The sequence below is a fragment of the Mesorhizobium sp. L-8-3 genome, assembly GCF_016756615.1.
Lineage (GTDB): Bacteria > Pseudomonadota > Alphaproteobacteria > Rhizobiales > Rhizobiaceae.
In genome coordinates this window covers 729,086-751,201 of the sequence record NZ_AP023262.1, presented here as the reverse complement: position 1 = coordinate 751,201, position 22,116 = coordinate 729,086, and the positions used below count along the sequence as shown (strand labels likewise).

At 64.7% G+C, this 22,116-nt stretch carries 18 protein-coding genes; 12 read left to right on the top strand and 6 right to left on the bottom strand.

Translation table 11 applies throughout. From position 1 onward, the window contains the following. Positions 1–30: 30 nt before the first annotated feature. From JN302_RS03440 to JN302_RS03425, 4 genes are all read right to left on the bottom strand, one after another. Positions 31–840, bottom strand: coding sequence for an ABC transporter permease (locus tag JN302_RS03440; protein WP_202331757.1), 810 nt, complete (start codon positions 838–840; stop codon positions 31–33). After that, on the bottom strand, positions 830–1,753 hold the full coding sequence (locus tag JN302_RS03435; RefSeq protein ID WP_202331756.1) for an ABC transporter permease: 924 nt from the start codon (positions 1,751–1,753) through the stop codon (positions 830–832). The genes JN302_RS03440 and JN302_RS03435 overlap by 11 nt, the downstream gene beginning before the upstream one ends. A 3-nt stretch (positions 1,754–1,756) precedes the next feature. Continuing rightward, positions 1,757–2,851 (bottom strand): ABC transporter ATP-binding protein, encoded by a 1,095-nt coding sequence (locus tag JN302_RS03430; RefSeq protein WP_202310098.1) that lies wholly within the window; start codon positions 2,849–2,851, stop codon positions 1,757–1,759. 127 nt (positions 2,852–2,978) lie between these two features. Beyond that, positions 2,979–4,646 (bottom strand): amidohydrolase, encoded by a 1,668-nt coding sequence (locus JN302_RS03425; protein WP_202334170.1) that lies wholly within the window; start codon positions 4,644–4,646, stop codon positions 2,979–2,981. 168 nt (positions 4,647–4,814) lie between these two features. Here JN302_RS03425 and JN302_RS03420 point away from each other — a divergent pair, with 168 nt between their 5' ends. After that, on the top strand, positions 4,815–5,846 hold the full coding sequence (locus JN302_RS03420) for a histone deacetylase family protein (protein WP_202310096.1): 1,032 nt from the start codon (positions 4,815–4,817) through the stop codon (positions 5,844–5,846). Position 5,847: 1 nt separating this feature from the next. After that, positions 5,848–6,729, top strand: coding sequence for an N-carbamoylputrescine amidase (aguB, locus tag JN302_RS03415; RefSeq protein WP_202331755.1), 882 nt, complete (start codon positions 5,848–5,850; stop codon positions 6,727–6,729). A gap of 6 nt (positions 6,730–6,735) precedes the next feature. Here the strand turns inward: aguB and JN302_RS03410 are convergent, their stop codons facing one another. Beyond that, positions 6,736–7,527, bottom strand: coding sequence for a hypothetical protein (locus tag JN302_RS03410; protein ID WP_202310094.1), 792 nt, complete (start codon positions 7,525–7,527; stop codon positions 6,736–6,738). Between the two features lie 273 nt (positions 7,528–7,800). Here JN302_RS03410 and JN302_RS03405 point away from each other — a divergent pair, with 273 nt between their 5' ends. The 3 genes from JN302_RS03405 to JN302_RS03395 are packed head-to-tail and all read left to right on the top strand — an operon-like array spanning position 7,801 to position 11,632. Further along, positions 7,801–8,553: a Tll0287-like domain-containing protein gene (locus tag JN302_RS03405; RefSeq protein ID WP_244742871.1), complete on the top strand. Its 753-nt coding sequence runs from the start codon at positions 7,801–7,803 to the stop codon at positions 8,551–8,553. A gap of 14 nt (positions 8,554–8,567) precedes the next feature. Beyond that, the gene (locus tag JN302_RS03400) at positions 8,568–11,255 is read left to right on the top strand and encodes a response regulator (RefSeq protein WP_202310093.1); all 2,688 of its coding nucleotides are present in this window, start codon (positions 8,568–8,570) and stop codon (positions 11,253–11,255) included. An 11-nt stretch (positions 11,256–11,266) separates the two neighbouring features. Beyond that, the gene (locus tag JN302_RS03395) at positions 11,267–11,632 is read left to right on the top strand and encodes a response regulator (protein ID WP_202310092.1); all 366 of its coding nucleotides are present in this window, start codon (positions 11,267–11,269) and stop codon (positions 11,630–11,632) included. Between the two features lie 740 nt (positions 11,633–12,372). Here the strand turns inward: JN302_RS03395 and JN302_RS03390 are convergent. Then, positions 12,373–13,539, bottom strand: coding sequence for a PP2C family protein-serine/threonine phosphatase (locus JN302_RS03390; protein WP_202331754.1), 1,167 nt, complete (start codon positions 13,537–13,539; stop codon positions 12,373–12,375). Positions 13,540–13,771: 232 nt separating this feature from the next. Here JN302_RS03390 and JN302_RS03385 point away from each other — a divergent pair, with 232 nt between their 5' ends. From JN302_RS03385 to JN302_RS03355, 7 genes are all read left to right on the top strand, one after another. Next, positions 13,772–14,776, top strand: a complete 1,005-nt coding sequence (locus JN302_RS03385; protein ID WP_202314502.1) for a substrate-binding domain-containing protein — start codon at positions 13,772–13,774, stop codon at positions 14,774–14,776. Between the two features lie 175 nt (positions 14,777–14,951). After that, positions 14,952–16,472 (top strand): sugar ABC transporter ATP-binding protein, encoded by a 1,521-nt coding sequence (locus tag JN302_RS03380; RefSeq protein WP_202331752.1) that lies wholly within the window; start codon positions 14,952–14,954, stop codon positions 16,470–16,472. Next, positions 16,469–17,497 (top strand): ABC transporter permease, encoded by a 1,029-nt coding sequence (locus JN302_RS03375; RefSeq protein WP_244846178.1) that lies wholly within the window; start codon positions 16,469–16,471, stop codon positions 17,495–17,497. Before JN302_RS03380 ends, JN302_RS03375 begins: the two co-directional genes overlap by 4 nt. Positions 17,498–17,512: 15 nt before the next feature. Beyond that, the gene (locus JN302_RS03370) at positions 17,513–18,484 is read left to right on the top strand and encodes a sugar-binding transcriptional regulator (RefSeq protein WP_202331750.1); all 972 of its coding nucleotides are present in this window, start codon (positions 17,513–17,515) and stop codon (positions 18,482–18,484) included. A gap of 4 nt (positions 18,485–18,488) precedes the next feature. Continuing rightward, positions 18,489–19,484 carry an aldo/keto reductase gene (locus JN302_RS03365; RefSeq protein WP_202331748.1) on the top strand — a complete coding sequence of 332 codons (996 nt, stop codon included), beginning with the start codon at positions 18,489–18,491 and terminating at the stop codon, positions 19,482–19,484. Positions 19,485–19,499: 15 nt separating this feature from the next. Beyond that, complete coding sequence (locus JN302_RS03360; protein WP_202331746.1) at positions 19,500–21,287, top strand: glycerol-3-phosphate dehydrogenase/oxidase; 1,788 nt, start codon at positions 19,500–19,502, stop codon at positions 21,285–21,287. Next, positions 21,229–22,077, top strand: a complete 849-nt coding sequence (locus JN302_RS03355; protein WP_202331745.1) for a class I fructose-bisphosphate aldolase — start codon at positions 21,229–21,231, stop codon at positions 22,075–22,077. The genes JN302_RS03360 and JN302_RS03355 overlap by 59 nt, the downstream gene beginning before the upstream one ends. Positions 22,078–22,116: the final 39 nt, after the last annotated feature.

The window sequence follows — 22,116 nt, the reverse complement described above, 5'->3', positions numbered from 1 at the left end:
CTCCCATTTTGGGGACCGGCTGCTTCGAGCTCAGGTCCGCTTCCTGCTGACGAAGAAGAAGATTGTGACGATACCGACCGACAGCAGCAGGAATACTGTCGAGATCGCATTGATTTCCGGCGTCACGATGCGCCGGAGCTGGCCGAGCATGTAGGTCGGCAGCGTGTCCTGTCCGCCCGACTTGACGAACTCGGTGATCACCACGTCGTCGAGCGAGACGACGAAGGCGAGCATCAGTCCGGCGAGGATTCCCGGCCAGAGAAGCGGCAGGGTCACATGGCGGAAAGTCTTCCATCCCGTCGCGTAGAGGTCGGCCGCGGCCGTCTCCAGCGACAGGTCCATGCTTTCGAGACGGGCACGGATCGGCAGATAGGCGAAGGGAATGCAGAAGGCGCTGTGCGCAGCGATCAGATAGCCGAGGCCCGAATAGCCTGTCGCCACTTTGATTCGCGAGAAGAACACCAGCAGCGCGACGGCAGTGACGATCTCAGGCACCATCAGCGGCTGGTTGATGAAGGCATATTTGAAGGTTAGGCCACGATAGGGCCTGGTCCGGGTCGTGGCGAGCGCCGCCATGGTCGCCGCGATCGTCGCCAGGACAGCCGCGGCGGTGGCGATCTGGAACGAGCGGATCGATGCGTCGATCACCTGCGTATTGTTCCAAGCCGATTGGAACCAGCGCAGCGAGAAGCCTTTCCAGATGGCGACGGAATCGTTGTCGTTGAAGGCGTAGACGACGAGCGTCGCGATCGGCAAATAGAGCAGGAAGAAGCAGATCATCGCGATGGTCGCGAAGCCCGACTGCCGGCGGACGTCGAAGGTGGCGCTTTTACTGACCATGGCCCGCTCCGGACTTGCTGGCGTTGCGGACATAGAACAGGAGCGTAATCATCACGATCGCCATCAGCGTGATCGAGAGCGACGCTCCGAGCGGCCAGTTTCGGCCTTGTCCGAACTGGAGTTCGATCAGATTGCCGATCATCAGATTGGTGCCGCCCCCCATGACGCGCGGCGTCACATAGGCGCCGAGCGAGGGGATGAACACCAGGATCGAGCCGGCGATGATACCCGGCTTGACCAGCGGCACGATGATCTTGCGCAGCACCTGGAAGCGGGTCGCATAGAGGTCGTAGCCGGCCTCGACGAGACGGAAATCGATCTTCTCCATGCTGGCGTAGAGCGGCAGCACCATCAGTGGCAGGAAGACATAGGTCATGCCCACCAGCACTGCGAAGTCGGTGTACATGAACTGGATCGGCTGATCGATGATGCCGAGCAGTCTGAGCACGGAGTTTATCAGCCCCTCGTTGCGCAGCACTTCCATCATCGCGAAGGTGCGGATGAGCAGGTTCGTCCAGAACGGGATCGTGATCAGGAACAGCCAGATCTCGCGCCGGCCCTCGGGCCGCGTGGCGATGAAATAGGCGGTGGGGAAGCCGAAGATCAGCGTCAGCACCGTCGTCATCAGCGACAGCACCGCCGAGCGCGTGAAGATCGACATATTGGCCTTGGCGATCGACAGCGTGTCGTCGAAGATGTCGCGCTCGAACAGCACGCTCGTCCAGGCGTCGGTCGAGAATTCCCACTTCACGTCGCCATAGTTGCCCGGCGCGAGGAAGGAATAGACGAGCACGATGAAAAGCGGCCCGATCCCTGCGAAGAAGATGATGAGCAGCGCCGGGGCCGACAGCAGCCAGCGCCGCCTGATGTCCTCGCGTTCCGCCTTTTCGGCAATCTCTCGAGCGGTCGCCACGATCTAGTCCCGCAGAACCTGCGCGGCTTCGTCGCCAATGACGATGCCGGCGCGTTCGCCCTGCTCGAAGCCGCAGGAGGCGCTGCGGCTGTTCTGCTGGCGCACCGTGAACAGGCCGCCGTCGTCGAGCCGCACATGGATATGGGTGTCGGTGCCGAAATAGACGATATTCTCCACCGTTCCGGCGAGGTCGCCCTGACCCTTCACTGCCCTGGCATGCTCGGGCCGCACCACGATCGTGGCCTCGGCATGGGGCTTGAAGCCTTCCGCGATGGTGGCCGGGATGGTCGCGCCCGACTTGAGCCTGACGGTCGCCTTGCCGTCCGCGACGTCGCCGACCGATGCGGTCAGGAAATTGGTCTCGCCGATGAAGTCGGCGACGAAGCGCTCGGCCGGCTTGTCGTAGATATCCCAGGGAGAGCCGACCTGCAGGATCTTTCCTGATGACATCACCGCGATGCGGTCGGACATCGTCAGGGCCTCTTCCTGGTCGTGGGTGACGAAGATGAAGGTGATGCCGGTCTCGTGCTGCAGGCGTTTCAGCTCGATCTGCATCTCCTTGCGCAGCTTGTAGTCGAGCGCCGACAGCGGCTCGTCGAGCAGCAGCACCCTGGGCTGCGGCGCGAGCGCGCGGGCCAGCGCCACGCGCTGCTGCTGGCCGCCCGAGATCTGGCTCGTGCGCCGCTTGGCGAGCGCTTCCATCTTGACCAGCCTCAGCATCTCGGCGACGCGGGCGTCGATCTCGGCCCTGGGCTTGCCCAGCATCTGCAGTCCGAAGCCGATATTCTCGGCCACGGTCATATGCGGGAAGAGCGCATAGTTCTGGAACACCGTATTGACCGGCCGCTTGTAGGGGGGCAGCGGCGCGATGTCCTGGCCGTAGAGCAGGATCCCGCCGTCCGTCGGGAAGTCGAAGCCGGCGATGAGCCTGAGCAGGGTCGTCTTTCCGCACCCCGAAGGGCCGAGCAGGGTGAAGAATTCGTTTTCACGGATGGAGACGGAAACATTGGCGAGCGCCGCGACCTGGGCGTCTCCCGTTCCGAAAATCTTGCTTACTCCGTGGACTTCAATCGCATTCCGATCCGGTCTATCCGGCACGATCAGCCTCGCTGTTGGCCCCGCTCTTTTCGGCGGGGTTTTTCCCCGTTTTCATGTGACCACATGGCCGGTTGCTTGGCAACAGGGCAATTGAATCACAGTTCAAGATGCTGTTCCCGCAGGATTTTTACGCCTGGTAGGTCACCTTGCCACCGCAGATCGTGGTGACCGGGCGGACCGTATGGAGCTCTTCGGGATCGGTCTCTTCGAGGTCGCCCGAAAGGATCAAGAGGTCGGCCAGATAGCCCGGCCGCAACCTGCCCTTGCGGTCTTCCCGAAACTCGGCATAGGCGCCTTCGACCGTGTAGCCCGCGAGCGCCTCGTGCAGCGAGAAGCTCTGGTCCGGGTCGGTCTCAGCCCAGCGCTTGCGGGTGACCGCGGCCTGGATCCCCGCAATCGGGTCGATGGGCGAGACCGGCCAGTCGGAGGCGAAGACGACCCGGGCGCCGGCATTCTTCAGCGTGCGCCACGCGTAGGCGAGTGGCCAGCGCTTGCGGCCGATGCGAGACACCGTCGGCTCCAGCGGCAGGCCCATCGAGCCGGGTGGGTGTGGAGGCTGCATGGAGGCCAGCACGCCGAGCTTCGCCAGGCGCGGTATGTCGGCTTCGGTGATCACTTCGATATGCTCGATGCGATGGCGGCTGTCGCGCCTGCCGTTCTTCTTCTGTGCGGCCTCGTAGCCGTCGAGCACGGAACGTACGGCGCCGTCGCCGATCGCATGCACGGCGATCTGCAGGCCGCGCCGGTCGGCCTCGATCGCCGCCGCATTGAATTGCTCTTGGGTGAAGAGCGGCTCGCCGACCCAGTCCGGCCGGTCGGCATAGGGCTCGACCATGACGGCCGTCCAGCTGTCAAGCACGCCGTCCATGAAGACCTTGACCATGCCGGACGATAGCCATTCGGAGCGGTAGCGCTCGGCCATCAGCGAGGCCTTCTCCAGCGCGTCGGGCGTCATGAAATTCTTGTAGTGGAACGGGATCTGCACCCGGCACAGAAGCCCGCCTTCGGCCTCGATCTCGGACAGCAGCTCGAGCTGATGCAGGTTGCCGTCCATGTTCTGGATCGAGGTGATGCCATGTCTGGCGCACCATTCCAGGCCGCGTCGCATGATCGCGCGGTCGGAAGCCTGTTCCTCAGGCGTCGGCTTGGGATCCGGCTCGCCGCCGGTCGCCAGGCCGAGCCTCACGCGGCCCTCGCCGGTCAGGTCGATCAGCGGGCCGAAGGCCTCGCCCTCGCGCAACTCGCCCGCGGCCAACCCGTCGGCGTCCATGACGATCTCGTTGCCCGGGCCAAGCTGCTTGCCGTGCAGCAGGCCGCCCAGTTCCAGCGCCCTGGTGTTCGCCCACACCGTGTGGTGATCCGGCGCCGACATCATGAAGGGCCTGTCGGGCAGGATGCGGTCGAGGTGGTGGCGGGTGACGCGCTCGGTGTCGGAAAGGATCGTGTAGTCGGCGCCCTGCGCCTGCAGGATCTTCTTGTCCGGCCGGCCGGCCGCGTAGTCGCGCACCGCCTTGGCCAGCGCGTCGAAACCATGCACCCCGGCGAGTTGGAGATGGTCGAGCTCGGCCCCGCCGCCGAAGAGGTGCATATGCGCCTCGATGAAGCCCGGCACGACGGATGCGCCGCCGGCGTCGATGATGCGTGTGCCTTGGCCCTTGCGTTCGAGGACTGTGGCCCGGTCCCCAACCGCCATGATCTCACCGCCCTTGATCGCGATCGCTGCGGCGTGGGGGGTGTCGGGATCCATCGTCAGAATGCTTGCGTTCTCGACGATAAGATCGGCCGTTTGCGGCATCATGGTCCTCCGATTGCCTCCTGAGGCTAGCAGAGTATTGGCGTCTGGCAAGCGGGAGAATGTTATACAGAATAACTATATTCCCCACCCTCTTGGCCTCGGGCGGACTCTCTGCCACAAAGCGCGACGATCCGAGGATGCGTGGGCAGAGGAAGCGAGCCGGTACCGATGAAGACGATCTTTTCACCTTTGCATGCCGGGCACTCCGGCCAGACGGAACTGGTGGCCGGAGCCATCGTGCCGGGTTTCGAGAAGCCCTCGCGCGCAGAAATCATCAAGGCGCGGGTCGAAGCGGTGAAGCTCGGGCCGATCGCCGAACCGGAACCGCACGACCTGTCGGCGGCCAAGCGCGTGCATGACGCCGCCTATATCGACTTCCTGCCGACGGTCTGGCCGGAATGGGAAGCGTCAGGGCGCGGTGGCTCGGCTATGCCCTTCACTTGGCCGACGCGCGGGCTGCGCGGCGACGTCGTGCCGAAGACGATCGAGGCCAAGCTGGGGTTCTACTCCTTCGACGCGGGCGCGCCCTTCGTCAGGGGCACCTGGGATGCCATCAAGTCGTCCTGCGACACCGCGCTCACCGCTGCGCGGCTGGTGAAGGAAGGGCAGCGCGCGGCCTTCGCGCTCTGCCGCCCGCCCGGCCACCACGCGGGCAGCGCCTTCATGGGCGGCTATTGCTTCATCAACAACGCCGCCGTCGCGGCCCAGTGGTTCCGCGACCAGGGGGCGTCGCGCGTCTCCATCCTCGACGTCGACTACCACCACGGCAACGGCACGCAGGAGATCTTCTATTCTCGTCCCGACGTCCAGGTCATCAATCTCCATGGCGACCCGATGACGGAGTACCCCTTCTTCCTTGGTCATGCCGACGAGAAGGGCGCGGGTCCGGGCGAGGGCTTCAACATCAACTACCCGATGCCCTTCGGCACGACCTTCGAGGCCTGGAATGCCTCGCTGGAAGATGCCTGCCGCAAGCTCGCCGCCTATGCCCCCGATGTGGTTGTCGTCTCGCTCGGCGTAGACACTTTCGAGAAGGATCCGATCAGCCATTTCAAGCTGGTGAGCGAAGACTATCCAAGGATCGGCGGCCGCATCGCCAGGCTTGGTCTGCCGACGCTCTTCGTCATGGAGGGCGGTTACGCGGTCGACGAGATCGGCGTCAACGCGGTCGGCGTGCTGACCGGCTTCGAGGAGGGCTGACATGACGAACGAGGTCACGCTTGCTGTCGTGCAGTTCGCCTGCAGCGACGACGCAGCCGAGAACGTCATCACGGCGACGCGGCTGGTGCGCGAAGCGGCCGGCCGCGGTGCCAATATCGTGCTGGTGCAGGAACTGTTCGAGGGCCTGTATTTCTGCCAGGAGGAGTCGCCCGCCCATTTCGTCCGGGCGCGGCCGTTGGACGACGACCACCCGACGCTCTCGGCCATGCGCCGGCTGGCGGCAGAACTCGGCGTCGTCATTCCCGTCTCGCTGTTCGAGGCCCGCAACCAGGCCTATTTCAATTCGCTCGCCATGGTGGACGATGCCGGCGCGGTGCTCGGCATCTACCGCAAGTCGCACATTCCCGACGGCCCGGGCTATTCGGAGAAGTTCTATTTCAATCCCGGCGACACCGGCTTCCGGGTGTGGGAGACCCGCTTCGGAACGATCGGCGTGGGCATCTGCTGGGACCAGTGGTTCCCGGAAGCGGCACGCGCGATGGCGCTGATGGGAGCGGAATTCCTGCTCTATCCGACGGCGATCGGTTCGGAGCCGGGCCGGCCGGACTTCGATTCCATGGAGCACTGGCGCATCACGATGCGCGGCCATGCCGGCGCCAACCTGATGCCGGTCGCAGCGGCCAACCGCATCGGCACCGAACATGTCGGGGGAAAGGAGCAGAGCTACTATGGCTCGTCCTTCATCGCCGGTCCGTCGGGAGAACTGGTCGCCTCGGCTGGCCGCGAGGGCGAGGCGGTGCTGACCGCCGGCTTCGATCGTGCGAAGCTGCGCGCCGACCGTGCCGCATGGGGCCTGTTCCGGGACCGTCGCCCGGAGCTCTACGGCGCATTGGCGACCCTGGACGGGACGGACCCGCGATAGGGCCCGTCAGAAGCGAAAAACCATTCCGAGAATCGGGCCCTGTTGCACGACATCGAAGACAAAATCGTCGCTGCTGTAGTCGACGCCCAACGCCCGATAGCCCGCCACGGCTGAAATCCGGTCGTTGAAACGGTAGCCGATCGCGCCTGCGACATCCCAGTCGACATCGGCCCCGCCGGCGCCGACATACCCCCATCCGGTCAGATAGACATTCGACGTGATCGAGTAGTTTCCGCGAAGGCCGGCGACGGCATCCGCCCAGGTCGCGCTGTCGCTTCGCGAGACACCGTCGAGAATTCCGCCGCTGAGGGAGATTTCTGTGCTCGCCGACCATATCCGTACGCCGCCGATGATATCGAGGCGTGCCGAGGCGTTGTCGACGATCGAATAACCGGCGCCGACAAGGCCGGCGAACGTCTCGGACGTCACTTCCGCGCTCGTCGCGAGAATGCCTAGCGGCGTCCCCTTGCTGCCGGACAGTTTCGTGTACATCACGTCACCGAAGATGCTGTAGGGACCATAGCGCGCCTCACCGATCGCCATGGCGCCGAATTTGAGATGATCGAAGATCTCGGCGAAATCGGCATCCACATGGACCGGCGGAAGCCCGAACGAGGCGACGTCGCCGGACAGCCCGGCCGCCCAGAAATAGGGGGCGACCGCGAACGTCCACCCGCTTTCAGTCGTGATTTGCTCTGCCGCGGGAGCCACAGGCGAAACCATGTCCGCAGCCAGGACGTTGCCGGCGAACAGCACGCTACCGACAGAGGCTACGACAGTCGCAGCTACCGATTTCATGCTACCCCTCCAGGTATTATGTCTTCTTTCTCCAGTCGCCAGCGGCGCCATTAATCATGATCATGGCCGAACTCTTTGATTCCTTCAAATGTTTTCCCTCTTTGACTGACTTGTCTTCCTATGCCGCCTGCTGTTCCGATCCTGGCTCGGCAAGGGGCAATGTCGGCAGGTGACAGTTGCCCAAGGCGCTTGCATTGCCCCGACGCAGTGACGATAGTCACGGCATGATGCCGCCCGGTCGATCGGCTGGGCGTGACGTTGGGGGGCTTCACGATGCCGAAGCGGTCGATGGTCGGACTGGGCGGTGTGGCGCTGGTCGTCGCGATCATGCTCGGCGGGACGGCGACGGCGGACGATCAGCCCTCCCCCGAAGATCTCAGGATCGCGCAAAGCCTGGCGACCATGCTGCAATCGGCGCGTGCGGTGATCTCCGCGCATCAGGCAGAAATCAACGATCCGTCCAGGGGCGATAAAGGGCTTACGAGCCGCGCCGTGCTTGACCAGGCGCTGGAGAATTACCGCAGCCGTGCCGGCGTCGATCCGCTGGCCATCGATCCCGCGACCTATGAGGGCCGGCTTCTCAGGGCGCAGATGGATGCCGTCGTCGAGGTGATGGACGCCAATCAGGCGACGATCAATGCAGAGGGCGTCGGCTTCAAGGGATTCATTCCCGCGACCTTCGCGCGGCTGGTCAACGAGGCGTTCGGCCGGCGCGTCGGCACGGAGGCCGCCATCAAGGTGACCGCTCCGCCTGAACTCGTCCGCAACCGCCAGTCGCGGCCGGACGCATGGGAGATCGCGGCGATCCGCAGCTATCTAGAGCAGGCCGACTGGCCGACGGGACAGACCTATGCCGCGGCCGACGCCGGCAAGGTCAGGGTGATGGTGCCGGAATATTATGCGCCGTCCTGCCTGAGCTGCCATGGCGAGCCCAAGGGCGAACTCGACATCACCGGCTACCCCAAGGAAGGAGCCCATGAAGGCGATCTCGGCGGCATCATCAGCATCACGCTGACGCCGCAATGAGCGGGGCAGTTGGCATGAGCGGGTGGCTGCGGCGTTTTTCCATCCGAACGCGGCTTGTCCTGCTGGCGGTCGTCCTGCTGCTTGCCATGAGCATCAGCAGCCTCTTCGTCCGCTGGGCGCTGCACAACGCCAGGGTGACAGCCGAGACTGCCAGCCACATCGGTGCGGTCGTCGAGGTCGCATCGGGCGTGCGTTCGGCCTTCAACGATCTGCGCTACTGGCAGACCGATCTGGCCGTCAGCCTGCTGGCCCTGACCGAAGCCCGGGTCGGGGAGGCGCGGACCAGACTCGGCGAGCAGATCGCCCTGCTCGAGCAGACCGAGCCCGACGCGGCCCGCACGATCCGGGAAGAGGCTGCGCGCTTCGACGACCTCGCCAGCCAGGCCGTCGACGCCTACACCGACAACAACAGGGTGATCGGCAACACGCTGTTCGCGCAGGCGCGGCAACATGGCGTCGTCGTCGACCAGCGTCTCTCCGAGGTGCTCTCCGGGCTGCGCGGCAAGGCGAGGGCGGCGCGCGCGAACACCATCCGCCAGTTTTCTCGTGCCGCCAATGTGTCGCTCGGTTTGACGCTCGCCGCCATCCTGGCCGGCGCAATCCTCACGATCGTGATCCTGCGCTCCATCCTGAAACCGCTCGGCGGGATTGTCGGTGCGGTCCGCGGCCTGACGCAGGGCGATACCGGCGTGGCCATTCCTGCCGGCGCGGGCGATGAACTCGGGCGTGTCGGCGAAGCGCTTTTCCTGCTGAGGGACAGCATGGCCGAACGCGATCGGCTGACCCGCGAGGGCGAGCGCCAGCGCAAGACTTTGTCCGACGCCATCGAAAGCATCGCCGAGGGTTTTGCCCTCTACGGGCCGGACGATCGGTTGCTCGTCACCAATGAGCGTTTTCGCGCCATGCATCCGAGCCATGTCGACCAGGCCGCCCGCCAGGCGAATTTCGCCGAGGTCATAGAGACCGCCGGCCGTCACGTTATCCGCACCGAGGTAAGTCCGGAGCAATGGATCGCCGAGCGGCTGAAGAGCCACGGCCATAGCTCGAGCCGCGTCGCCCAATTCCGGGACGGGCGCTGGATGCAGATCAGCGAGCGGCAGACGCATGAAGGCGGATTCACCGTCGTCTACACCGACATCACCGAGCTGCGCCGCCGCGAGGAGGCGCTGGAGGCGGCGCGCGACGAGGCCCAGCGCGCCACGCAGGTGAAGTCCGAGTTCTTGGCGAATATGAGCCACGAGCTGAGGACCCCGCTCAATGCCATCATCGGCTATGCGCAGATCCTGCAGGAGGACGTGCAGGACGCCGGCCAGAAGGATTTCCTGCCCGATCTGAAGAAGATCGAAACGGCCGGCAACCATCTGCTGGGGCTCATCAACGATATCCTCGATCTGTCCAAGATCGAGGCCGGGCGCATGGAGGTCTACAACGAGACCTTCGACGTGGCCGGACTGGTTGGCGAAGTCGAAATGCTGGTGCGGCCGCTGGCCGCGCGCAACGACAACAGCCTCGTCGTCAGATGTCCCGATGACATCGGCGCGATCGAGTCCGACATCACCAAGGTCAAGCAGACCCTGCTCAACCTTCTCAGCAACGCGTCCAAATTCACCCAGCAGGGGACGGTCGAGCTAGCCGTCGAGCGCTGCGTCATGGACGGCGCACCGATGCTGGCCTTCGCCGTCTCCGACACCGGCATCGGCATGAACGAGGAGCAACTCGGCCGGCTGTTCCAGGCCTTTTCGCAGGCCGACAATTCGACCACCCGCAAGTTCGGCGGCACCGGGCTCGGGCTCGCCATCAGCCGCAGCTTCGCCAAAATGCTCGGCGGCGATCTGACCGTGACCAGCAGACCTGGCGAGGGATCGCGATTCCTGTTCACCCTGCCCGCCTCGACGGCTGCTCCCGAGCCTTCAGCCGCGGGCTCGCCCCAGGCCGACGCAGCCGAAAGCGCATCGCGGCCTGTCGTGCTCGTCGTCGACGACGATGCCTCGGCGCTCCACATCATCGGCGCGCATCTTACCCGTGACGGTTACAAGGTCATCTATGCAAACAGCGGGGCCGAGGCGCTGGAACAGGCCCGCGCCCACCGCCCGGCAGCGATCACGCTCGACATCATGATGCCTCAGATGGACGGCTGGTCGGTGCTGGTGGAACTCAAGAAGGACCCTGATCTCGCCGACATTCCCGTCGTGATCGTCAGCATCAGCAACGAGAAGGCTCTGGGCTTCAGCCTCGGCGCCGCCGGCATGCTGGCGAAGCCGGTCGATCGGGGCGAGCTGAGCGACTTCGTGGGCCGCGTGACGCGGTCGCATGCCTCTGGAACCGTGCTGGTGGTCGAGGACGATTCGGCGACCCGCCAGCTCATGGAGCGCGCCATCGAGAAGCTCGGCTACGGCGCGGCACTGACCGGCAACGGCAAGGAAGGCATCGATTGGCTCTGTATCAATTCGATCCCGATCGCCATACTGCTTGATCTGCAGATGCCGGAGATGAACGGCTTCGAGTTCCTTACCCGGCTAAGGAACGATGAACGCTGGAAATCCATTCCCGTACTCGTCGTTACCGCGCAGCAGCTTTCCGTCTCGGAGCGCCAGCTGCTGATGGAGCGCACGGAGCAGATCATCGCCAAGGGCGCCGGCAGCTATCTGGAACTGTCCCAGGCATTACGCAACGTACTCGCCACCCACGAGCCGAGGAACTAGAGGAGCCGGCCATGGCGCGCATTCTGCTGGTCGAGGACAACGAGATGAACCGCGATATGCTCTCGCGACGCCTGACGCGCAGCGGTCACGAGGTCCTGATCGCCGAGGATGGAGAGCAGGCGGTGGCGATGACATCAGGCGAGAACCCAGACATCGTCCTGATGGACATCGGTCTGCCGGGGATCGACGGCTGGGAAGCCACGCGACGCATCCGCGCGGAGGAGACCACCGTGCCCATTGTCGCATTGACCGCGCATGCCATGAGCGGTGAGCGCGAACGCGCTTTGGCCGCCGGCTGCGACGACTTCGACACCAAGCCCGTCGACCTGCCGCGCCTGCTCAGCAAGATCGACGCCTTGCTGGCGAAGCAGCGATGACCCGGCCTCGTTGCCAGCCTCCGAAGCGCCGCTGAGGAATTGTCCTTTATCCTGACCCTCGGCGCCGCCCCTCATACGCCTGCCGGCCCCTTCTCCCCGTAAACGGGGAGACGACCGACTGCCACTATCGCAGCCCTCGTTCTGCAGCGTGGAGATTGGCGAAAGCATGGGAGACAGCGGTCTTCTCCCCGCTTGCGCTAGGGCATATACACATCTCCCGAGCCCAACCGTTGCCTGGTCTCGTCCTTTGTCCGTTTTGGTCGACCGCCGCGCTCCCCGGAGCACCCCTCATCCGACCCAGCCTGTATTTCGGCGTCACCCTTGAGCCCAGCACGAACGTAGGGGCCGAAATACAGTCTGGGCCACCTTCTCCCACAAGGGGAGAAGGGAGAGCTTGGCTTCGACCGTTCCGCAAATCGCCGATGTTGAAGGTTGGCGGCAACGCCTCTGCAATCCTGCCTTCTCCCCTTGTGGGAGAAGGTGGCCCAGACAGTATTTCGGATCCGGCAGTGATGACGGGTTCGACAGTCGAGCCGAAATACTGGCTGGGTCGGATGAGGGGTGCTCCAGGGAGCGCGGTGGTCGACGAGGCGTTGCAGCAGGCCGTGTCCCTTGCAGAAGAGATGTGTATATGCCCTAGCCCGCTTGCGGGGAGAAGGTGGCGGCAGCCGGATGAGGGGCGGCACCAACGGTCAGTTGTTTTCGCTCAGCTGAGAAGAGCATATCGGCCTGATCCAAATTCAAGCAAGCCGGCGAAGCGCGAGCATGGTGATGTCGTCGAATTGCGGGGCGTCGCCGGCGAAGGCACGGGCTTGATCCACGACATGGCGGATCAGCTCTTCCGCCGGCCGGTCGGCGGCGACGCCAACCTCGACAAGCATCCGTTCGGTGCCGAAACTGTCCATGGCGCCGTTCTGCATGTCGGCGACGCCGTCCGATGTGAGCACGAGACTGTCGCCGACATCTATTGCGAGGCTGTGGTCTGTGAAGGTCATGCCGTCGATCACGCCCAGCGCCGGCTCCGGGGGATTGGCGATCTCCGCCACGCCGCCGCTGCCAGCGAGCAGCGGAAAGAGGTGGCCGGCGTTGCAATAGCTGAGTGCGCCGGTCGGCACGTCGAGGAAGCCGATGAACAGCGTCACGAACTTCGAATGCGGATTGTTCTTGCAGAGCTCGTCATTGACTAGGGCGGCGATCTCGGAGGGTCGGGGGTCCCGGCCCGCAATCGCCTGGAACTGCAGGGTCCCAGCCCGCAGCAGGCTGCGGGTGCGGGCCATGAACAGGGCCGCGGCCGTTCCCTTGCCGGCGACGTCTCCGAGCGCGATGCAGAGCAGGCCAGGCCGGATCTCAAAGACGTCGTAGAGGTCGCCGCCCACCTCGAAGGCCGGATCGATCAGCGCATCGATGTCGATCACGGCGGGATCGACCGGGAACTCGGTCGGCAGCATGGCCTGCTGCTGCAGCCAGGCCTCCGCCATCTCGCGTTCGAGGCGGACGAGCTGTGCCTTGTTCTCCGCGCGCAGGAACTTCTTCTCCAGCACCGCCTTGACGCGGGCCGTCAGCAGCGCCGGGTTGAACGGTTTCGGCAGATAGTCCTCCGCGCCGAGTTCGATGCAGCGCGCCACAGTATCGATCTCCGAGGCGGCCGATATCATCACCACGGGCGTGTCCTCCAGCCGGCCTTCGGCCTGCATCGCCTGCAGCACCTCGACGCCGTTCATGCGCGGCATCATCACGTCGAGAAGGACGAGATCGAAGGATTTCCCGCGCAACGCGTCGAGCGCGTCGATGCCGTCGGCCGCCTCCGTCACGTTGGTGAGCGACAGCCGTCTCAGCCGACGGATGAGCACGTCGCGATTGTCGGCATTGTCGTCGACGACGAGGATCTGCGCTGCCGAAAGGTCCACGGCACTGCCCGAACGTTGTTCTGCCCAAGCCGTAACAGATTCTCCCCGCGAGGCAATCTCGGGCAGGCACGCTACATCTTCCGGAGCCGCCGGAAAGACCGATTGACAGCCGCATGACGGCCCGTTAAAAGGTGCTTGAAATGAATATCGCATGATGAAATTTATTTCAACAGCGCGGAGGAGGAGGTCCACGCGCAGCAACCGGGAGGAACCCATGGGCATGAAAGCACTGATGTTGGGTCTGGCCGCGGGCGTGTCGCTGATGGCCGCGACGGCTCAGGCCGAGGAAAGCAACTTTCGCTGCAAGGATGGCGAGACCTACTACATGAACGTCATGGTGTCGGGCGTGGAATACTGGTTCCCCGTCTACGAGATGTTCAAGCAGGCGGCCCAGTCACTGGGCTGCAAGACGGCCTATACCGGCACGCCGGAATATGACGTCAACAAGCAGATCGCGAGCTTCGACCAGGTTCTTGCCAGACAGCCGGCCGGCATCCTCGTCCACCCGATGAATTCCGATCCCTTCATCGAGCCGATCAACCGCGCGGTCGATTCCGGCGTGCCGGTCGTCACCTTCGCCGCCGACTCGCCCAACAGCAAGCGCATCTCCTATGTCACCTCCGACAATGGGCGCGAAGGCGCTTATGCCGCCGACGTGATCGCCGAGGCGCTGGGCGGCAAGGGCGAGTACGGCATCCTGGAGAATCCTGGCCAGGACAATCACGACAAGCGAGTCGCGGCCTTTGTCGGCCGGATGGAAGAGAAGTACCCAGACATGAAGCTGGCGGCCCGGGCTGCCTCGAACCAGGATCCGACCAAGGCCTACAACGCCGTGCTGTCGATGGCGCAGGCGCATCCGAACCTCGGCGCCCTGTTCATGCCCGAGGCCAATTCGGCCCTCGGCGCGGCCCAGGCCGCGCAGGAGCTCGGCGGCAAGATCAAGATCATGAATGCCGACGTGAACGGCAAGATCCTCGACATGATCAAGGCCGGCCAGGTCTTCGGCGCCATCAATCCGAACCAGGGCATGCAGGGCTTCATGGGCTTCATGCTGCTGTTCATGGCGGCCCATCCAGATCTCATCGATCCGATGAACGACTACAAGCGCGCCGGTTTCAATCCGATGGGCCTGCCCGTCGTCGACAACGGCTTCGCCGTCGTCACCAAGGACAATGCCGACGACTTCTACTGGGACGCCTATCTGAAGCGTCGCGGCACCAAGGGAATAGAGGAATAGCCTCCGCCCTTCGCCTAGAGCAATTCCAGCAGAAGTGCGCAACGGTTTTTGCGTCCGGAATTGCGTAAAAACAAAGAGTTAGAGCATTTCCGCGATTCGAAGAGGAGTGGAAATACTCCAAGCGGGACGGCTGAGTTCGTCCCGCCGTCTGACACCTCTAGATCGGTGAAGTTCGATGCAGGAAGCGCTTTCCCTGGAGGTCAGGGGCGTGAGCAAGGCCTATGGCGCGATCCAGGCCCTCAGCGACGTCAGCTTTTCGCTGCGCAAGGGCGAGGTCCATGCCATTGCCGGCGAGAACGGCGCCGGCAAATCCACGCTGATGAACATCATCGACGGGATCGTGCGGCCCGATCGCGGCGACATCCTGCTCGGTGGCGTCAAGGTCGTCATCTCCTCGCCCGAGCGCGCCCAGGCGCTCGGCATAGGCTTCGTCCATCAGGAGATCGCTCTGTGCGGCGACATCTCGGTGTCCGAGAACATCTTCATGGCCGCCACCAACCGGCGTCGCGCCTTGTTCATGAATTTCGCCGAGATTCGCGACAAGGCGCGCGCCGTGCTCGCCACGCTGGGCGACATCGATCCCGACCTTCTCGTAGGCGACCTGTCGATCTCGGAGCAGCAGATCGTCGAGATCGCCAAGGCGCTGACGCTCGACTGCAGCATACTGATCCTAGACGAGCCTACCGCAGCACTCACCGAACGCGAGGCCGCAAAGCTCTTCGCCATCATGGCGGGGCTCAAGCGGCAAGGCATCAGCATCATCTATATCAGCCATCGCATGGCCGAGATCTTCGCCCATTGCGACCGCGTCACGGTGTTGCGCGACGGCCGTTTCGTCTGCACGGAAGAGATCGCCGACATGACGCCTCAGACGGTCGTGGCGCGCATGGTCGGCCGCCATCTCGACGCGCTCTATCCCGCCAAGAATCCCGGAAGCGCCGAAGCCGGGGTGCTGATGTCGGTCGAAGGCCTGGGCGACGGGCAGCGTTTCCACGAGGTGAGCTTCGCGCTGCGGCGTGGCGAAATCCTCGGCGTCGCCGGCCTGATCGGCGCCGGCCGCACGGAGATCGCGCTTGGTATCTGCGGCCTGGGTCCGCGGACATCCGGGCGTGTCCTGCTCGACGGCGACGACGTCACCCCTGACGGCTATCACGAGAGCATCGCCAACGGCATCGTCTATCTGTCCGAGGACCGCAAGGGCACGGGCCTCTTCCTCGATCTGCCGATCGCGGCCAACGTCTCAGCGCTCGATGTCGATCAGGTCTCCACTGCCTACGGTTTCATCGACCGGGCCGCCGAACTGCGGCAGGCGGGAGGCCTTGCCGATTCGCTGCGGCTGAAGCGCAGCGGCCTCGACGCCGCCGTGTCCAGCCTGAGCGGCGGCAACCAGCAGAAGGTGGCGATCGCCAAGATGCTTTCGGTCGCGCCGCGGGTCATCCTGCTCGACGAGCCGACGCGCGGCGTCGATGTCGGCGCCAAGGCCGACATCCACCGCATCCTGCGCGATCTGGCGGCCAAGGGTACCGGCATCGTCGCCATCTCGTCCGAGCTGCCCGAGCTGATCGGCCTCTGCGACCGGGTGGTCGTCATTCGCGAGGGCAGGCTCGCCGGCGAAGTCGCCGGAGAGGACATGACCGAGGAGAACATCCTCGGGCTCGCTTCGGGGCTGGCCCCCGTTCCCGGGAGGAGGATATGAGCGCCGTGAACGAGACCGCACGAAACGCTGGCAGTGTCGATGCTTCGTCCGGCGGCTGGCTTCGAGGCCTCGGCAATATGCGCGAGTTCGGCCTCCTCCTCATTATCCTCGCGCTCTGCGTGGTGATGAGCTTCGCTTCGCCCTATTTCCTGACCTGGACGAATTTCAGGGCCATGCTCCTGTCCTTCTCGATCGAGGGCATCGTCGTGGTCGGCATGACGGTGCTGCTGATCGTCGGGGCGATCGACCTCTCGGTCGGCTCGGTTGTCTGCTTCGCCATGGTGATCGGCGGTTCTTTCTTTCTGCTCGGCCTCGACCCCTGGTCGGCCAGCCTGATCGCGATCGCCGCCTCGGCCGGCATCGGTGTGCTGATGGCGCTGTGCGTCACCCGGATCGGGCTCCATTCCTTCATCGTGTCGCTGGCCTTCATGGTCATCGTGCGGGGGCTGTGCCTGGCCATTACGGGCGGCACGCCGCTGTCGCTGTTCTCTTTGCCGCCGAGCTTCAAGTTCATCGGACAGGGCACGCTCTACGCCATTCCTTTCGTCATCATCATCTTTGTAGTCGTGGTGGCGGCATTCGACCTGCTGCTGCGCAAGGCGACGCTATTCCGCCGCGTTTTCTACACAGGCTCCAATGAACGCGCCGCCGCCTATTCCGGTATCCGCACGCAGCGGGTGAAGGCCTTCTGCATCGTTCTCTGCTCGACGCTGGCGGGAGTGGCTGGTGTCATCTACATGGCCCGTTTCGGCGCCGCCACGCCGACCTTCGGCATGGGCATGGAGCTCAACATCATCGCTGCGGCCGTCATCGGCGGGGCCAGCCTGAACGGCGGCTCGGGCAGCATCCTCGGCGCCATCCTCGGCATCGCGCTGCTCTCCGTCGTGTCGAGCTCGCTGATCCTGCTCGACGTCTCTCCCTACTGGCAGGACACGATCCGGGGCTTGATCCTGCTTGCCGCGGTGTCGTTTGATCACGTCCTTCACAAGCGCAAGGCCGCGGCCAGGGGCCGTGGCGGCAAGTAAGCAGGAGCCTGAGGGATGGCCGCGCCCAGCCAGATCGACGACTACGAGCGGATCCGCAAGATCCACAGGGTGCTGGTCATGCACTATGTGGAAGGCCTCAGCCAGGCGGAGATCGCCAGGAAGACCGGGCTTTCACATCCGACCGTGAATCGCCTCGTCAAGGAAGGCCATGAGCGTGGTTTCGTCGAGATCACGGTGAAGTCGCCGTTCCAGTCGCTCTTCGATCTCGAGAAGCGGCTGGTCGAGGCCGGATCGCTGCGCGAGGCCCTGGTCATACCTTCGGCGAGCGAGCAGGAGGAGGTCAATCTGCGCGCCGTCGGCAAGTCGGTCGCCGACTATCTGCTCGCCACGCTGAAGGACGGCGACACGATCTGCGTTTCCGGCGGCCTCGGCGTCAGTGCCGTGGTCGAGGCGCTCGCCCCGTCGCGTGCCTATGATGTTACCGTGGTGCCGGCGACAGGCGGCGTACAGGGCAAGCATTTCATCGACGTCAATCACGTGGCCGCGCAGTTCGCGTCGAAGCTTCAAGGCAGGGCGTTCCAGATCCATGCCCCGATCTTCGCCGCGTCGCGGGAAGAGCGCGACGTGCTGCTCTCCCTCCAGTCGGTGCGCGAGGTTCTGGCGCGGGCGCGCGACGCGGCAATCGCCCTGGTCGGCATCGGCTCCGTCCTGTCGGAAAAATCCACCTATTTCAGCCTGGGGCCCTCGGCGCCGGCCGACCCCGACGGCCTGGCGCGCAGCGGCGCAGCCGGCGAACTCGTCGCCCATCTCATCGGCGCGGACGGGGCCTTGAGCAACTTCGGCCTCAACCAGCGCGTCGTCGGGCTGACGCTCGAAGAGTTCCGCTCGATCCCCCTGTCGATCGGCATCTCGGCCGGCGCGCGCAAGGTCGTGCCCATCGCCAGCGTGTTGCGCGGCGGCTTCCTCGACGTGCTGGCGACAGACGAAAAAACGGGCACGCGCGTGCTCGAAAGCCTGAAAGGATAATTCGATGGTCAATCTCATGCCCGTCCGCCCCATGGGCGGCTCCCGGATCGACGCCAGCGCCATCGGGCTTGGCACCTGGGCGATGGGCGGCTGGATGTGGGGCGGCACCGACGAGGCCGAAGCGGTCGCGGCCATCCGCGCGTCGATCGACCAGGGTGTCTCCTTGATCGACACCGCGCCGGCCTATGGTCTCGGGAAGTCGGAAGAACTGGTCGGCGAGGCGATATCAGGCCGGCGCGACCAGGTGGTGCTGGCCACCAAATGCGGGCTGGTCTGGCACACCGACAAGGGCAACCATTTCTTCGACGAGCACGGGCAGCGTGTCCATCGTTATCTCGGTCGGGAATCGATCTTCTTCGAGGTCGAGCAGAGCCTGAAGCGGCTGCGCACCGACTATATCGACCTCTACATCACCCATTGGCAGGACCCGACGACCTCCGTTGCCGAGACGATGGACGCGCTGCTGGAACTCAAGCGGCAGGGCAAGATCCGGGCGATCGGCGTCAGCAATGTCAGCCCGGACGAACTGGAGGCCTATGTCGCCGTCGGACCGGTCGATGCGATCCAGGAACGCTACAGCATGCTCGACCGCGAGATCGAAGCGACCCTGTTGCCGATATGCCGGCGCCAGGGCATCGCGACGCTCAGCTATTCGTCGCTGGCGCTCGGGCTGCTGTCGGGCAGGATCGGACCGGGACGGGTCTTTGCCGGAGATGACCAGCGCAAGGACGATCCCCGCTTCGCGCCGGAGAACCTGAAGCGCGTCGCCGCCTTCATCGCCGCGATCGAGCCGCTCGCCGCGGCCAGGCAGGCGACACCGGCGCAGGTGGTGATCGCCTGGACGATCGCACAGCCCGGCATCACCTATGCCCTGTGCGGCGCACGCAATCCTGGCCAGGCGACGGAGAACGCCCGGGCCGGGACACTGTCGCTCTCGGATAGCGAACTGGCCGGGATCGACCACGCGATCGCCGCTCACCTTGCCGGCATCGGCGCCTGAAACAGAGCCCCACTCATGAGCCAGACACGGGCCCGCAGGCTGGAGAAGCTGCGCCGCAAACCGGCGGTCGCCGTCCTCGTTGTGGGCGGGGGCGTCAACGGTATCAGCACCTATCGCGAACTGGCCCTGCAGGGCGTCGACGTGCTGCTCGTCGAGAACAGGGATTTCATGAGCGGTGCGAGCGCCGCTCCGTCCCGCATGATCCATGGCGGGCTGCGCTATATGGAGAACGGAGAATTCGGGCTGGTGAAGGAATCGCTGCTCGAACGCAACCGGCTGCTGCGCAACGCGCCGCATTATGTGTCGCCGCTGCCGACGCTCATTCCGCTCAGCGACCATTTTTCAGGCATCGTTCCGGCAGTGAAACGCTTTTTCGGCGGCAAGGCGCCGCCGGGTACGCGTGGGTCGCTGATCGTCAAGCTCGGCCTGACGCTCTACGATCTCTATTCGGGCCGGCAGGCCGGCATGCCGCGCCATCGCTTCTTCGGCCGCCGCGCCATGCGCGCCGAAATGCCTGATCTCGCCCCTGATATCGCCTGCGCCGCGCTCTATCATGACGCCAGGATCACCTATGCCGAAAGGCTGGGAGTCGAGATGGTACTCGATGTCGAGCAGCGATGCCCCAGGGCCCTGGCGCTCAATCACCTCGGCTTCGACGGCATCGAGGACGGAAAGGCCCTGCTCTCGGACCGGCTGACCGGTGAACGCATCGCCATTGTTCCCGAAGGCGTTGTGAACGCCACGGGCGCCTGGATCGATATCACCAACGGCAAGATTTCCGCGGAGGCTCCGCGCTTTATCGGCGGCACCAAGGGTTCGCATCTGGTGATCGACAACGCCCGACTGCTGGCCGCGCTCGCCGACAGGATGGTCTATTTCGTCAATCACGACGGCCGCGTCTGCATCATCTTCGCCCATCTCGGCAATGTGCTGGCCGGCTCCACCGATATCAGCGTCGAGACGCCGGAAGGCGTGCGCTGCGAGCCGGAGGAGGTGGACTATATTCTGGGCTCCATCCGTGAGGTCTTTCCCGGCATCCGGATCGATCGGGAGGAGATCGTCTTCCGTTTCGCCGGTGTGCGTCCGCTGCCGTCCAGCACGGCAGGCGTCAATGCCGAGATCTCCAGGGACCATCGGTGCGAATGGCTGCGGCCTGAGGGCGCCGTGCCGGTACTCAATCTCGTCGGCGGCAAATGGACGACCTTCCGCGCCTTCGGTGCCGAGGCCGCCGACCTCGTCCTGTCGCGGCTCGGGCTCGGCCGCACCGTCTCGACGGAGGCGATGCCGATCGGCGGCGGAGACGGTTTTCCCCGCCACCCATCGGCAAGGGCGGAATGGGTGCGCACCCACGCTTCCGACAGAGGCCTCGCCGAAGGCCGGGTGGCGCTGCTCCTGTCGCGCTACGGCACCCGCGCCGCCGGCCTGCTCGCCCGGCTCGACGCGGCGCGGGACCAGCCGCTCGTTTCCTTGCCGTCCTTCAGCCGCCAGGAGATCGAATGGCTGGCCGAGGAGGAGCATGTCGCCACGCTGGCCGATCTGGTTCTGCGCCGCATGGCGATCGCCTTGACGGGGGAACTTTCGCTCGATGCGCTGCACGAGTTGGCTTCCATTGCGGGTGCCATGCTGCAATGGGATGCCGACCGGATCGAACGCGAGGTCGCATCGCTGCTCGAGCATCTCGAATCCGTGAACAGCCTCGACGCCGTGATACTTGCGCGGCGCACCAACCACCCGGAGGAGACCCATGTATCAAAGCAAGAAAGTCCGCATGAACCGCCTGTTCGGCAACGGCAGGTGTCTTGATGTCGCGGTAGACCATGGCGTCTGCAACGAGCCGTCCTTCATGGACGGGTTGGAGGATATGGAGAAGGTCGTTGCCTTGCTGGCAGCCGCCGGCCCGGACGCGATCCAGATGAACTACGGCCAGTCCGATCTGTTGCAGAACCTGCCCGGTAGGGAGAAGCCGGCTCTGGTGATGCGGCTCGATATGGGCAACCCGTACAACCGTTTCAGGCACCGCGACATGTGGGCTGTGCTGCAGAATGCGAGCGACCCCATCGCGCCGGCATTGCGCATGGACGCGGCCTGCGTGGTGGTCAACCTGTTCATGCTGCCCGACGAGCCCGGCCTCTTCAAGCAATGCGTTGAGAACATCGCGCGTGTCGGACAGGATTGCGAGAAATTCGGCATGCCGCTGATGATCGAACCCCTGGTCATGCAGCCCAACAGCGAGCGCGGCGGCTATCTCGTCGACGGCGATGCCGAGAAGATCGTGACCCTGGTTCGGCTCGCCCGGGAACTGGGAGGCGACATCGTCAAGGCCGATCCGACCTCCGACCCTGCCGATTTCCACCGCGTGGTCCAGGCTGCGCGCTGTCCCGTTCTCGTGCGCGGCGGCGGCAAGGCCGACTTGCGCCAGGTGTTCGCCAATTCCTACGCATTGATGCGGCAGGGCGCGCACGGCATGGTCTATGGCCGCAACATCTATCAGCACGACAATCCCGCCCGCGTGGTCAGGGCATTGATGGCGATGATCCATGACGGCGTCGACGATGCCGAGGCGTGGCGGATCTACGAGGCCAGCGGTCGATGAAATCGGGCGCTGGAGCGCGCGACTGCGCGCCGCGCCTGT